The organism is Rhodococcus sp. APC 3903, from assembly GCF_030407755.1.
GTDB lineage: Bacteria > Actinomycetota > Actinomycetes > Mycobacteriales > Mycobacteriaceae > Rhodococcus_F > Rhodococcus_F erythropolis.
This window is the reverse complement of the sequence record NZ_JASDCV010000006.1, coordinates 263,311-276,686: the sequence shown is the minus strand read 5'-3', so window position 1 is coordinate 276,686 and position 13,376 is coordinate 263,311. Positions and strand designations below refer to the sequence as shown.

The following is a 13,376-nucleotide window of genomic DNA, read 5'->3' as shown; positions in this document are numbered from 1 at the left end:
CCGATGAGGTGACCCGACGAGCGGTCACCTTGTGTGTCACCCCCTATCCGGAGGATCACTTCGCAATGGCAAAGATCATCGCGTTCGACGAAGAGGCACGTCGTGGCCTCGAGCGAGGCCTCAACGCCCTCGCCGACGCTGTCAAGGTGACGTTGGGCCCCAAGGGTCGCAACGTCGTTCTCGAAAAGAAGTGGGGCGCCCCCACGATCACCAACGATGGTGTTTCCATCGCCAAGGAGATCGAACTCGACGACCCGTACGAGAAGATCGGCGCCGAGCTCGTCAAGGAGGTCGCCAAGAAGACTGACGACGTCGCTGGCGACGGCACCACCACCGCTACCGTTCTCGCACAGGCTCTGGTCCGTGAAGGCCTGCGCAACGTCGCAGCCGGCGCGAACCCGCTCGGCCTCAAGCGCGGCATCGAGAAGGCTGTCGAGGCTGTCACAGCTCGCCTGCTCGAGACCGCCAAGGAGATCGACACCAAGGAGCAGATCGCTGCTACCGCCGGTATTTCCGCCGGCGACCCGTCCATCGGTGAGCTCATCGCCGAGGCTATGGACAAGGTCGGCAAGGAAGGCGTCATCACGGTCGAGGAGTCCAACACCTTCGGCCTGCAGCTCGAGCTCACCGAGGGCATGCGCTTCGACAAGGGCTACATCTCGGCGTACTTCGCCACCGATGCAGAGCGTCAGGAAGCCGTCCTCGAAGACGCGTACATCCTGCTCGTCAGCTCCAAGATCTCCACGGTCAAGGACCTGCTGCCCCTGCTGGAGAAGGTCATCCAGTCCGGCAAGCCGCTCCTGATCATCGCCGAGGACGTCGAGGGCGAAGCTCTCTCCACCCTCGTGGTCAACAAGATCCGTGGCACCTTCAAGTCTGTTGCCGTCAAGGCTCCCGGCTTCGGTGACCGTCGTAAGGCTCAGCTCGCCGACATCGCCATCCTCACCGGTGGCGAGGTCATCAGCGAAGAGGTCGGACTCTCCTTGGAGACCGCAGGCCTCGAGCTCCTCGGCCAGGCACGCAAGGTCGTCATCACCAAGGACGAGACCACCATCGTCGAGGGTGCCGGCGACGCCGACGCAATCGCCGGTCGTGTCAGCCAGATCCGCGCCGAGATCGAGAACAGCGACTCGGATTACGACCGTGAGAAGCTGCAGGAACGTCTGGCCAAGCTGGCCGGCGGCGTTGCAGTCATCAAGGCCGGCGCTGCTACCGAGGTCGAGCTCAAGGAGCGCAAGCACCGCATCGAAGATGCAGTGCGTAACGCAAAGGCAGCCGTCGAAGAGGGCATCGTCGCCGGCGGTGGCGTTGCACTTCTCCAGGCAGCTCCCGCACTGGACGACCTCAAGCTCGAAGGTGACGAGGCAACCGGCGCGAACATCGTTCGCGTTGCACTGTCCGCTCCGCTCAAGCAGATCGCATTCAACGCAGGCCTCGAGCCCGGCGTTGTTGCGGACAAGGTCTCCAACCTGCCCGCAGGTCACGGCCTCAACGCTGCGACCAACGAGTACGGCGACCTGCTCGCTGCAGGCATCAACGACCCGGTCAAGGTCACCCGCTCGGCACTGCAGAACGCAGCGTCCATCGCGGCTCTGTTCCTGACGACCGAAGCCGTTGTCGCTGACAAGCCCGAGAAGGCCGGAGCGCCTGCAGGCGATCCGACCGGCGGCATGGGCGGCATGGACTTCTGAGTCCATCTCCACCTAGCTCCTAGAGCCCGGCCCACCATTCGGTGGGCCGGGCTTTTGCTTGTCTGGAGATAAATGCGGGCATTTTTGTCCACTACTGCGACGCGATCGCGGTTTCCCGTTGCACGCTCGATGCTGTGTGCGTTTACGCCCGCGCTTACGTCCGGTTGTGTCGGCGTCTTCGGACCACTGTGATGATTTCGTCCGCCACAGCGTCGAGATGGGCCATCGCGGTGGCGGCGGAGTAACGCAACACCATCCATCCGTCGAGAACGAGTGCGTTCTGACGCCGTCGATCGTTGTTGAAAGTTGCGGGGTCGGTATGGAATTCGCGCCCGTCGATCTCCACGATCACCCGGGCTCGCGTGTCGACCAGGTCGCCGAAGTAGGGTCCGACCCGAGCGTTGATCTCCAGGTGGACGTTGCGCGCAGTCAGCGCACGGGCGACTGCTCGCTCCGGTTCCGAACGAGTGAGCGGGCAACAGGTGCGGAGTTGTTCGCGTACGGCGGGGATCCCGTGCCTGCCGCGGCTCGCATCACACAGTTGGGCTATCGACTTCCACGGCACTCGGGTCGATACCGCCGCGTCGAAGAAGGCCTCGAGTTCCGGGCGTGGCAAAGTGGTCGCGACGTCGATGAAGCACTGCTCGATCGGCACGATCGGTAAACCCATCCACTCATCCGTCGAGACTCCTGTTCGTCGGTGAAGCCGTACCCACTGCGGACTGCCTGCTCGGACGCTGGGAGCCACGGTGGCCTCGACGAAGCGTGGTTCCTCCGGCAGGAGATCCCACAGCCAGGCCGCGCTGGTATGGCTGAGGACGGCCTCGGGCTTCCACAGTGTGACCGCGACGCAACGCTCGAAGTATCCAGGTTCTTCGGTGGAGTACACCGACGGCAGGATTCGATGGAGTCGCCCTGACCGCGTGGATCGGGAGATCGAACTGCTCGAGGTGCCCTGCTCGAGCAACTGGTTTCTCGTGACAACTTCCACGTATGCACTGTGGCGGCAAGGGCCTGACGACGCGGATTCAGAAGCCACTTTGTGGATGGCCGCGTGTGTGTGGACAACCTCATGGCGTAACAGGTGTATCGAGAAGGTGGGGAACGAGAAGCTTCACCTATCCGAATGTTGAAGGATGTTTGATATTTTCCGTCCCGATTGTTCGCCTCCGCTAACCTGTGAAGTGCGGATACCTCTAGTTCTTTTGGTGGATAATTCTGTTCTGAATACCCTCAAGTACTAAGCCTTTCGGACGACGTGCATTCCGGTTGCTATTCCATTTTTCTCGATTTTCAGGCGTCTTGGACGCTAGACCTGCGAATATGGAACAGGTTTCAGATCCATCTGAAATTCTTGGGCAAAAGGCACCCAAACCGGATCCTATTGCACTACCTTGATGTCAGTCACAGCCGCGGAAAGTGGGCACCAACCCCGGAGGATCTCGGTTACATCGTTCGACAGAGATTCTTTAATTGCTACTTGGACCGGTTCTTTGTGGGCTGCATCAAGCATTCCAATGTAAATGTTCCGTGAGTATTCGCGGCCAATCGAAAGCGTGGGATTCAATATGATCGTCATGTTCCTGCAGACAACGGCGGCATTGTTCACCGACCTGCTGGGTAACGTCTGGTCCGGTTCGCTCATGCCGGGAATCGACGGGGTCACCGGATCGTTGGTTTCGGCAATCGACCTCAGTTGACGGCACCTGCAAGTTCTTCTTCCAATGTTTCTTGATGACAGGAGTGAATGATGGATCTGGGATCGATTGCGGATGTTCTCGAAGGCGAGGCCGGGGGGTTGATCAAAAACATTCTCGGGGTGGCTTTGTTTACCCCGTTTATGGCTTCGGTTGACTTCGGGTGGTTCCCGAACGTCGACTGAGAAGTGAATTTCTTTACCCAGTGAACGAAATCAATCTCAAGGAGTGTGAAATACGGTGGACACAGCTAGTTTGATAGGTGCGCTCGCAAGCGTTGACGTCGGATCCCTGGTGGATCCACTGTTCTACTTGGTCAAGGTCGTTGACGGAATCTTCTTGTCGATCACCGGAAGCCTCAACATGGGCGGTGCGCTCGGTGAGGCTGCGGCGGGCAGCGTCCAATCGGTCCTCGGTTCCGTAGCCGGCCTGTAAAAGGAGAAGGAGAAAAGATGTTCGATCTCTTCCTGGACTACCTGTCCAAGATCGTCGATTTCGGATCGATCGATCTCGTAGGCACGTTTGTGAAGTATTTGAACGCGCTGTCGTCCTCCCCCACGCCATAGAAGAACGGAATCGGTCATGCTGCAAACTTATTTAACCGGAATGATCACGTGGGTATCGAGCATGCTTGGTCTAACTTCCACTGGAAGCAAGATCATCAAGGATCCTCCACAAAAGCCGTGATCACTCCAGCGACTGCATCATATTGTTCGGTTGTCGAGGACAGCATCGTAGCGGAGCAGTCAGGCGAACCTGCACTTGCTTGAAACTATGGTCCCCGTAGCCCTGTGGCTTCGGGGACCATTGGTTTTGCAATCACCGGATTTATAGTCACAAGCTTTGCACTCAGGCGAATGTGCGGGCAACCAGCCGCGATACAAGGAGTTCAATGGGCGCGTCCAACACGTCAGGCGTAAGGATGGCGCAGCTGAACCCACGCGATGCCGAATTCATCTATCACGAGGGCGCTGGTCACCTGAACCATCTGATCGCTGTGTACTTCTTCGAGACATCGTTGCACCCAAGCGCGGAATTCACGGCAGAACAGGCAGTGGACTGGGTTACCGCACGCCTTGGATGTGATCGTATGTTCACTCAACGAGTCCAACGGACTCCGTTGGGACTGGACCATCCCTACTGGGTGACAGACCCTGACTTCGACGTGCGAAAGCACGTGTACGTCAACAAGATCGATGACACAGGATGGGCAGCACTGCAAAAGCCGTTGAGCGCGTTGTTGACGACGAAGATGGACCTGCGTCGTCCGCCGTGGGAACTGCACTTCTTCGTAGGTTTGGAGGGACTTGAAGAATTGCCGGGCCGACTGACGGCGGTGGTGCTCAAGTCTCACCACAGCGCAGCTGACGGTATCGCCATCAGGACGTTGGGCGAAACTATCTTTTCGGGCAAGGTGCAGCAGGCTGGGTCCGAACCGCCTGTGCCGTTTGTGCGAGCGAGGATATTTACCAAGTCGCTACTGGGGTTTCCCGGCCGAATATATCGCTTCGCAAGGCAGGTACCAGGCAACCGACGCGCTCAGAGAGATGCTGACGCTGCGAAGAGGGCAGGAGAATGGGTGGAGAGCCTCAACGAGAGGCCTGCAGTTCGATTCAACGGCAAGGTGAGTGGAGTGGCCTCTCTGGAACCGATGACAATGTCCGGGGAGCAGGTCCGTGCGATCAAGGATTCGGTGCCCGGTGCCACTGTCAACGACGTTCTGCTCGCCGTCGTCGGAGGTGCTCTGACGCGCTACCTCACGGAAAAGGACGAACGGCCACGAGATTCCTTGATCGCGATGGTTCCTCGCTCGGTACGCAAGGTCGAAGCGTGGGAGTCGGCGAATCAGTTGGTGGCTCTGCTGGTGGATATGCACACCCAGGTCAAGTCCCCGTTGGAGAGGTTGGCGCTCATTTCGAGTTCGGCACGGTCGGAGAAGGCGCGCACGTCCCATCCCGCGGTCAGGCGTGCCGGGGCCGCAGTCGAGACCACGCCGGCGCCGTTGATGAGATTGATGGCGTATGCGCGCAAGCAGAACGATCACAGCCTCGATCGACCGCGTTACCAGCACACCATGGTGAGTAACATTCCTCTCTCGGTCGAAGGGTTGACGCTTGCCGGCGCCCCGGGCGCGGCTGTGCTTGCAGTGCAAGCGCCTATCGACGGGGACGGGCTACGGCATTTCATGGTCGCCGCAGCAGGTGGGGGACTGACCCTCAACGTCATCGCGGATACCGCGACCATGCCCGATCTCCACCATTACATCGAACTACTGCGAGCAAGTTTCGATGATTTGGCGGCGGCAGCCGCGATGCAGACTGCGGATTCACCTGACCAAGAGGTTGCCTCCTGATCGATCGGAATCGCAGGCACCTTTTCCGATTGCTGGATTTGGTGATACCCAACGATTCCGAGCAGAACCCAGAGGATCTGCATGTCAGCTCGCTACAATTCGGACATTCGTTCAGCGTCGGAATTGAGGGGCATGCATGATCTTTCGGAACTCGTTGCCAGCCGCGGTATCTCAGATGGGACCGCGAGACGCGGAGTTCGTCTACAACGAGTCCGGCGGACATCTGAGCCACATGGTCTGCGCCTACTTCTTCGACACTACGGGCCATCCGCTCGCAGAGATGACGCACGACGACGCGGTTCGGTGGATCACCGAAAGATTCGGGTACTGGCCACTGTTCACGAGTCGCCTCCAGCGAGTTCCGCTGGATCTGGACTATCCATATTGGGTCCCGGCCGATTTCGACGTCGATGATCACGTGCACGTCCATCGTGCCCCTGTTGCCGGGTGGGCGCCGGTTCGTGAATTGCTCGGGCGCTCGCTCGGGGAGCCGATGGACCTGTCCCGGCCGCCCTGGGAGTTGCACGTCATGACCGGAGTGCACGGGATCGACGAGCTGCCGGGCAATCTGACGCTGATCATGCTCAAGACCCACCACGGAGCCGGTGACGGTCTGGCGATCCGCGATCTGACCAACCTTCTGTTCTCCGGTCCGCCGAAGCCGGAGACGAAGCGTGCCGGTTCGGGGCTTTCGTCGCTGGATTTGATCGGGCGCACGGTCGTCGGTTTGCCCGGCCAGGCGATCCGCTTCGGCCGGGGTCTGTCCGTGACAAAGGTTGCGGCCGAGACGGTTCGGGAGGCGGAAGAGGCCGGAGAGCTACCTACGTACTCGGCCGACCGCCTACCGACCCGATTCAACGGCGTGTTGGGCGGAGACATCACGATCGATTTCCTGACGCTGGACGGCCTAGACATCAAGGCGATCCGAGCGGCCGTTCCGGGCGTGACGGTCAACGACATCTTCCTGACCGTCGTCGCCGGTGCTCTCGACGCATACCTGTCGGAGAAGGGCGAGAAATCGGCCAGTGGGTTGGCGGCGATGGTTCCCCGATCGATGCGGAAGATAGCCGAATGGGAGTCGGCCAACCAACTGGCGCTGTTGACGGTCGATCTGCACACAGACGTCGAAGATCCGGTCGAGCGGCTGACACGAATCAGAGATTCGGCGCTGAGGGCCAAAGGGCGGAGTTCACACCCAGCCGTCCGTCGTTACGGCACGCGCATCGAAACTTCGCCTGCGGCTCTGCTCAGACTCACCGGTCTCTCGCGTCGGCTCAACAAGCTGGACCCTTCGCACAAGGTCATTCAGAACACGACGATCAGCAATGTCCCGGTATCAGTTGACGGCAACGTTTTCGAAGGTGCGCCGGCGGTGGCAGTTCTCGGTGGGCAGGCGCCGGTCGACGGAGACATTCTGCGCCACTTCCTCATTGCCGCGCGTGGAGGTTCTCTGACGCTCAATGTCATCGTCTCGCAAGAGACGATGCCGGATATCGAGCACTACGTCGAATTGTTGCGGGTGGGGTTCACGACGCTTTTGCAGGCAGTTTCTGACCAAAATCGTGAGGTAGGCGAACGATAAAGAGCAACTTGCGTCGGAACTTGTGGTGAATCGACGATTTGTGTTCGGGAAATTTCTGTCGAATTCATCCTAGTTAAGGTAATTGTCCGTAGTGGTGTCGAGTCGTTATCTCGCGGATTAATGTGACTGTCGACACGTCGAGTGTCTACCGCCGGACTGGTTCGATAATCGTCACCGACGGTAAAAAGAATCACCTACGCGAGGAGCTGAACATGGGTTCGTTGATGGATATTCTCGGTGGTCCGAATGGGGACGGTGCACCGATGCAGGCTTTGCTGACAATGCTGCTGGGATTGGACAATGTCGGTGCAAACCTCTTCGGTTCACTGGCTGACACCGCCGGTGGAATCTTCGGATCTCTCGACACCCTCAGCTTTACGCCGCCTGTCGTTCCCTGAGTTTTCTGATCGGCGTCATTTGCTCGTCCCAAGTGAACCACTGAACATCTAAAGGAGAACGTCATGCTTGAAGGATCTGTCATGGACGCTGCCGGCTCAGTCGGTGCGATCATCGGTCAGGGGTTGGGCAGCGTCAGTGGCCTGGCCGTCAAGGGTCTCGAGGCCCTCGCTGCGCTCAGCGGTGGAGAGTTGAAGGCCGCCAAGTAGATTGTCGATTTCGGGGCCTGCTCGTGTTGGCGCGTAGGCCCCGAAATACCTTTTTGTCGGCGCGTAATTCTCGCCATGTCAATTGCCGGAATTCTCAACCTAACGGCATGAGCATCCAGGCGGCGAGATATACCAAAGCCGCGGTTCCACCCGTGCAAATAGCGGCGATAACCGCGAGTAGACGGACAAGATTTACGTCGGCGCCGAAGTAATCTGCAATTCCGCCGCACACTCCGGCGAACATTTTCTTGTCGTTGGAACGGGTGAAGGGGCGAGGTGTGTTGCTTTCGAATGTCATGCTTCAATTCTGAAGCGAGATGGCGCCGCGCACCATCGGGGACGACCCCCATCTGCACCCTGATCTTTTGAGGCCGCCGTGTCATACCCCGGTAGTTCATCCCAGCTTCACCGAACAGTTGCTGCGGGAGACTAACTTGTCGGCGGTGACCGATTTAGCAGAACGCCGACCGTTCCTCAGCGCCTTCGCGGATCTCTCGACCGCCGTCGATCTGGCCGACACCGCCGCCTTCACCGTCGACGACAATGACGACGACGATCCGGTGCTGCTGACGTCGCCGGACGGTTTCGAGGTCGACACCTGGCGGGAGGGCTACCCGTACGACGCACGGATGCCTCGGGACGAGTACGAAATGTCCAAGCGTCTGCTGCAGATCGAACTCCTCAAGCTGCAGAACTGGTCGAAGGAAACCGGCGCACGGCACGCCATAGTGTTCGAAGGACGCGACGCCGCCGGCAAGGGCGGAACGATCAAACGATTCATGGAGCACCTCAATCCTCGCGGCGCACGGGTCGTCGCATTGGAGAAGCCGTCGGCTCGCGAGTCGACGCAGTGGTACTTCCAGCGCTATGTGCAGCACCTTCCCGCAGCCGGGGAACTGGTGATGTTCGATCGGTCTTGGTACAACCGGGCCGGGGTCGAGCGGGTCATGGGCTTCTGCACCGACGAGGAGCACGAGCGTTTTCTGCGCCAGGTGCCGTTGTTCGAGCAGATGCTCGTCGACGACGGCATCAGCTTGATCAAGTTCTGGTTCTCGGTTTCACCGCTGGAGCAGCGCACGCGGTTCGCGATCAGACAGGTCGATCCCGTTCGGCAGTGGAAGCTTTCGCCGATGGACATCGCTTCTCTGGACAAGTGGGATGCGTACACGGCGGCGAAGGAAGAGATGATTCGGTTCACCGATACCGACACCGCTCCGTGGACCGTCATCAAGAGCAATGACAAGAAACGCGCGCGGATAAACGCGATGCGTCACGTGCTCAGTCAGTTCGATTACGACAACAAGGATTACGAGATCGTGGGTACTCCGGATCCGCTGATCGTGGGAAGCCTCGAATAGTCGGCGCGTGGGCTCTGCCCATCCGCGGCGTGGGTGGTTAGTGTGAGTTGAATGGAGACCGTACCGATCCAACTCCCCGACGGCACCGTGACCCCGATCCGTCTGTTTCCCGGACCGAACGACGACGCACCCGTGGTGGTGATGTTGCCCGGGCTCGGAGTTCCCGCCGGGTTCTACGATCCGGTGGCGCAGGCCCTGGTCGAAGCCGGCTTCAACGCGGCCATCGGTGAACTGCGCGGCCAAGGTGACAGCAAACCGCGCCCGAGCGCGTCGAGTGCTTTCGGATATCAGGAACTGGTCTCGATCGATTGTCCGGCGACGTTCGAGGTAGTGCGCGAGCGGTTCCCGGCCAGCACACCATTTCTGATGGGGCACAGCATGGGCGGCCAGATCGGGGTGATGTACGCGTCCAGGATTCGGGGCCGGCTCGGCGGACTGATCCTGGTTGCCTCCGGATCGCCGTATCACCGCGGATTCCCCGGAATCCGTGCGCCCGGACTCTATCTGGGTTCGTCCGCGATGTCGGTGACAGCCAACATCGCCGGCTTCTGGCCTGGAGACCGGGTCAACGTCGGCGGCTTCGGTCGACAGTCGAAAGTACTGATCACCGATTGGGCCCGGTTCGCCAGGACCGGTCGCATGGAACCCGTCGGTGCGGATATCGACTACGAGGAGCGGATCGCTCGCCTGACCTTGCCGGTTCTGTCGATCACGATCGAAGGGGACGATCTCGCTCCACGCCGGTCGGCAAAGAACCTGGTGGACAAGCTCTCCGGGGCCCAAGTGACGATGACGCACATCGGCGAACCACTCGGTCACAACGGTTGGATACGCAATCCCACCGCTGTGAGCGAGCGCGTCGTCGCGTGGTTGCGCGACCGCTGAAAGATCAGCCGAGTTTCTGCCAGAGGAACTCGTAGGTCAGCGCAGTTTTGAAGGCCAGCTGAGCATTGTCCGCGGCGCCGCCGTGGCCACCCTCGATGTTCTCGAAATACAGCACCGGCTTGCCCAGCTCTTCCAGCCGTGCGGCCATCTTGCGGGCATGCGCGGGGTGGACGCGGTCGTCGCGGGTGGACGTCGCGATCAGGATCGGTGGGTACGACGCGGCGGCGTCGATGTTCTGATACGGCGAGTACTCCGAGATGAATGCCCACTCCTCGGGGACATCGGGGTCACCGTATTCGGCCATCCACGAAGCGCCGGCCAGGAGGAGATGGAATCGGCGCATGTCCAGCAGCGGGACCTGGCAGACGATGGCGCCGAAGAGTTCGGGGTACTTGGTCAGCATGATGCCCATCAGCAGGCCGCCGTTGCTTCCGCCCTGAGCTGCCAGAAGATCCGGGGTCGTGATTCCGCGATCGACGAGGTCTCTCGCGACGGCAGCGAAGTCTTCGTGCACCTTGTGGCGACCGGCCTTGAGAACTTGTGTGTGCCAACCGGGTCCGTACTCGCCGCCACCACGAATGTTCGCAATCACATAGGTGCCGCCCTGCGTCAGCCAGGCACGGCCCAGAGAACCGCTGTACGACGGTGTCAGCGAGATCTCGAATCCGCCGTACCCGTAGAGCAGGGTAGGGCCTGGCTCGCTACGCGGACTACGCACCACGAAGTACGGAACTTGGGTGCCGTCGGCAGAGGTGGCGAAGAACTGCTCCGTGGTGATGCCCTCGGCGTCGAAGAACGCGGGAGCCTGCTTGAGGGCAGTGGGTTCGGTTTCGCCGATCACGCCGTGCAAAAGAGTTGCAGGGGAGGTGTATCCGCTCGAGTTGACGAAGTATTCATTGCTGACATCGGGGTCGGTGTCGAGAATTTCGATACTGGTCAGTTCTGGAAGCCCTTCGAAAGGTCGATCCTCCCAGCCGTTTTCGCCCGGCGTCAGGATTCGCAGCATCGTGCGCACGTCGGTCAGGACCACCAGAATCAGATGATCGCGTGTCCAGGTGTAGTGCTCGAGCGAGGAATGTGCGTCGGGTTCGAAGATCGATGTCAGTGCTCGTGAGCCGGCAAGGAAATCGTCGTAACGGATGGCAAGCAGTGCGCCGGTCGGATATTCGGTGTCCTCGACGGCCCACACGGACTTGGTGCGGATCAACAACCACTCGTGGTGAATCGAGATCCCGGCGTCCTCGGGGACGTCCACGAGCACCAATTCACCGTCGGGGCGAACTTCGAAATGCTGAGAGTTGTAGAAATCGACCGAGCGAGTGACGAAGTCTCGTTCGAACCCGGGCGTCGGATCGTGCGAAGCCGAGATGGCCACGTCCGTGGCCTGGCCCTCGTAGACGGTTTCGGCGCTGGAGAGGGGAGTGCCGCGCTTCCACCGCTGGGCCAGACGGGGATATCCGGAATCGGTGAGCGACCCCGGTCCGATATCCGTTCCGACGTAGACGGTATCGATGTCGATCCAGTCGATGTCGGTCTTGGCCTCGGGAAGGTAGAAGCCGGGATTCTCGCCCTCGGGAGCGAGGAACTCGCGCTTGTCGATGTCGAACTCGCGAACGACCGCCGCGTCTGCCCCGCCGCGGGAGAGGCTGATCAATGCACGGTTGCGGTGTGGCCGTAGAAGTTGCGTGCCCTTCCAGACCCAGTTCTCGCCCTCGGCCTCGGCCAGGGCGTCGAGGTCGACGAGGACGTCCCATTCCGGGTCGTCGGTGACGTACTGATCGAACGTCGTGCGTCGCCACAATCCGCGAACGTGGGTGCTGTCGCGCCAGAAGTTGTAGAGGAACTCACCTCGACGGCGGACGTAGGGGATTCGCGCGTCGGTATCGAGGATCTCGCGCACGTCGCTCTGCAGTCGATCGAAGCGCTCGTTGTCGGTGAGCTGCTCCTCGGTCACGGCATTGTGCTGACGGACCCAATCGAGTGCAGACTCACCGGTCACGTCTTCGAGCCAGAGGTAGGGGTCGTCGCCGGTGGTGGGCTGCTGATCGGAAGTCATACGTCCATTCTTACTGCTCGCTCCCGACAGCACTCGACCCCGCTCCCGAAACACTGGAGCGGGGTCGAGTGAGAACGAATCGGGTCAGACGCCCAGGGAGTGAGCGAGCATCGGCCAGGAGTTGTGGAGATCGTCCTGCCAGTAGCCCCACGAGTGGGTGCCGGTCGGCTTGAAGTCGAAGGTGGCCGGGATCTTCAGGTCGCTCAGGCGGTAGGCGAGGTTGTGGGTGCAGTAGTTGACCGCTGCCTCGATGACGCCGCCGACGATCGCCTGGTTGGCGAGCGCACCGACCTGACCGTTGATCGCGGGGTTGGCGAGAGTGTCGTGTGGGCCGGGGAGTCCCGAGCCGGTGGAGACGTAGAGCTCGGTGCCGCGGAGCTTCTCGGCGTTGAGGACCGGATCGTTGTCCTTCCAGCCCTGACCGTCGAGCGGGCCCCACATGTTGGTGATGTCAGCTCCGCCGCGGGTACCTGTGACAAGTTCGATCGCACTCTGACCGACGGGGGTGCTGGTCTCAGCGCATCCGCTGTACGCGCCGACGCCCTTGTAGAGGCCGGGAGCCGCGATGGCGAGGTTGAGGACCGAGGTCGCGGTCATGGAGATCGCGGAGATCGACTGGACCTTGTTGGTATTGAACTCGGCGTCGATGACGGGCGGGAGTTCCTGGGTCAGGAACGTCTGCCACTTCTGGCGACCGAGAACCGGATCGTCGTTCACCCAGTCGGTGTAGTAGCTGAATGCGCCTTCGAGTGGAGTGACGACGTTGACGTTCTTGTCCTGGAAGAAGTTCATGACGTCGGTCTTGCGTTGCCAGGTCGCCGAGTCTTCGCCGCCGCCTGCACCGTTGAGCAGGTAGAGCGTCGGGCGGGGTTCGCTGCCATCTGCTGGGAGGATGACCTCGAGCGGGATGTTGCGATCCATCGCCGGGGAGAAGACCGAGATGGTGACCTTGCGGTCGCCGGTCTTGGTGTTGCTCACGACGTGCGATCCGGACGTGTCACCGCCCGCAGAAGCTGTCGCCGGACTGATCAGCATCGGCAGCACCGTGGCCACTGCGAGAGCTGCGATCACACTGCCACGCTTGAAAATTCGAGCACGCATACGTTCGGATCCTCCACCTGAATGTCTTCGGATCCGGAACGGATCGAA

At 60.6% G+C, this 13,376-nt stretch carries 13 protein-coding genes; 9 read left to right on the top strand and 4 right to left on the bottom strand.

Annotation, left to right across the window (positions count from 1 at the left end; translation table 11 throughout):
* The first annotated feature begins 65 nt into the window (after positions 1 to 65).
* On the top strand, positions 66 to 1,691 hold the full coding sequence (groL, locus tag QMA15_RS11310; protein WP_003941476.1) for a chaperonin GroEL: 1,626 nt from the start codon (positions 66 to 68) through the stop codon (positions 1,689 to 1,691).
* Positions 1,692 to 1,845: 154 nt separating this feature from the next.
* On the opposite strand, the gene QMA15_RS11305 is transcribed toward groL, so the two are convergent.
* Positions 1,846 to 2,682, bottom strand: coding sequence for a DUF559 domain-containing protein (locus QMA15_RS11305; RefSeq protein ID WP_290284484.1), 837 nt, complete (start codon positions 2,680 to 2,682; stop codon positions 1,846 to 1,848).
* Positions 2,683 to 3,247: 565 nt separating this feature from the next.
* Here QMA15_RS11305 and QMA15_RS11300 point away from each other — a divergent pair.
* From QMA15_RS11300 to QMA15_RS11275, 6 genes are all read left to right on the top strand, one after another.
* A complete protein-coding gene (locus QMA15_RS11300) occupies positions 3,248 to 3,391 on the top strand; it encodes a hypothetical protein (RefSeq protein ID WP_153212751.1) in 144 nt (47 codons plus the stop codon).
* 237 nt (positions 3,392 to 3,628) lie between these two features.
* Positions 3,629 to 3,823, top strand: a complete 195-nt coding sequence (locus tag QMA15_RS11295; RefSeq protein ID WP_054825594.1) for a hypothetical protein — start codon at positions 3,629 to 3,631, stop codon at positions 3,821 to 3,823.
* Between the two features lie 457 nt (positions 3,824 to 4,280).
* Positions 4,281 to 5,741 (top strand): wax ester/triacylglycerol synthase domain-containing protein, encoded by a 1,461-nt coding sequence (locus QMA15_RS11290; protein ID WP_031331810.1) that lies wholly within the window; start codon positions 4,281 to 4,283, stop codon positions 5,739 to 5,741.
* A gap of 136 nt (positions 5,742 to 5,877) precedes the next feature.
* Positions 5,878 to 7,323 (top strand): wax ester/triacylglycerol synthase domain-containing protein, encoded by a 1,446-nt coding sequence (locus QMA15_RS11285; RefSeq protein WP_290284476.1) that lies wholly within the window; start codon positions 5,878 to 5,880, stop codon positions 7,321 to 7,323.
* 122 nt (positions 7,324 to 7,445) lie between these two features.
* Positions 7,446 to 7,721, top strand: a complete 276-nt coding sequence (locus tag QMA15_RS11280) for a hypothetical protein (RefSeq protein ID WP_003941513.1) — start codon at positions 7,446 to 7,448, stop codon at positions 7,719 to 7,721.
* A gap of 63 nt (positions 7,722 to 7,784) precedes the next feature.
* Entirely contained in the window at positions 7,785 to 7,928 is a 144-nt protein-coding gene (locus QMA15_RS11275) for a hypothetical protein (RefSeq protein ID WP_003941503.1), read from the top strand.
* Positions 7,929 to 8,022: 94 nt separating this feature from the next.
* Here the strand turns inward: QMA15_RS11275 and QMA15_RS11270 are convergent, their stop codons facing one another.
* Entirely contained in the window at positions 8,023 to 8,226 is a 204-nt protein-coding gene (locus tag QMA15_RS11270; protein WP_003941534.1) for a PspC domain-containing protein, read from the bottom strand.
* 145 nt (positions 8,227 to 8,371) lie between these two features.
* Between QMA15_RS11270 and ppk2 the strand changes: the two genes are divergently transcribed.
* Complete coding sequence (gene ppk2, locus QMA15_RS11265) at positions 8,372 to 9,286, top strand: polyphosphate kinase 2 (RefSeq protein WP_024487730.1); 915 nt, start codon at positions 8,372 to 8,374, stop codon at positions 9,284 to 9,286.
* A 51-nt stretch (positions 9,287 to 9,337) separates the two neighbouring features.
* Positions 9,338 to 10,171 carry an alpha/beta fold hydrolase gene (locus tag QMA15_RS11260; protein ID WP_290284470.1) on the top strand — a complete coding sequence of 278 codons (834 nt, stop codon included), beginning with the start codon at positions 9,338 to 9,340 and terminating at the stop codon, positions 10,169 to 10,171.
* Between the two features lie 4 nt (positions 10,172 to 10,175).
* On the opposite strand, the gene QMA15_RS11255 is transcribed toward QMA15_RS11260, so the two are convergent.
* Positions 10,176 to 12,227, bottom strand: a complete 2,052-nt coding sequence (locus QMA15_RS11255) for a prolyl oligopeptidase family serine peptidase (RefSeq protein WP_290284468.1) — start codon at positions 12,225 to 12,227, stop codon at positions 10,176 to 10,178.
* 84 nt (positions 12,228 to 12,311) lie between these two features.
* A complete protein-coding gene (locus tag QMA15_RS11250) occupies positions 12,312 to 13,328 on the bottom strand; it encodes an alpha/beta hydrolase family protein (RefSeq protein ID WP_046378180.1) in 1,017 nt (338 codons plus the stop codon).
* Positions 13,329 to 13,376 lie beyond the last annotated feature (48 nt).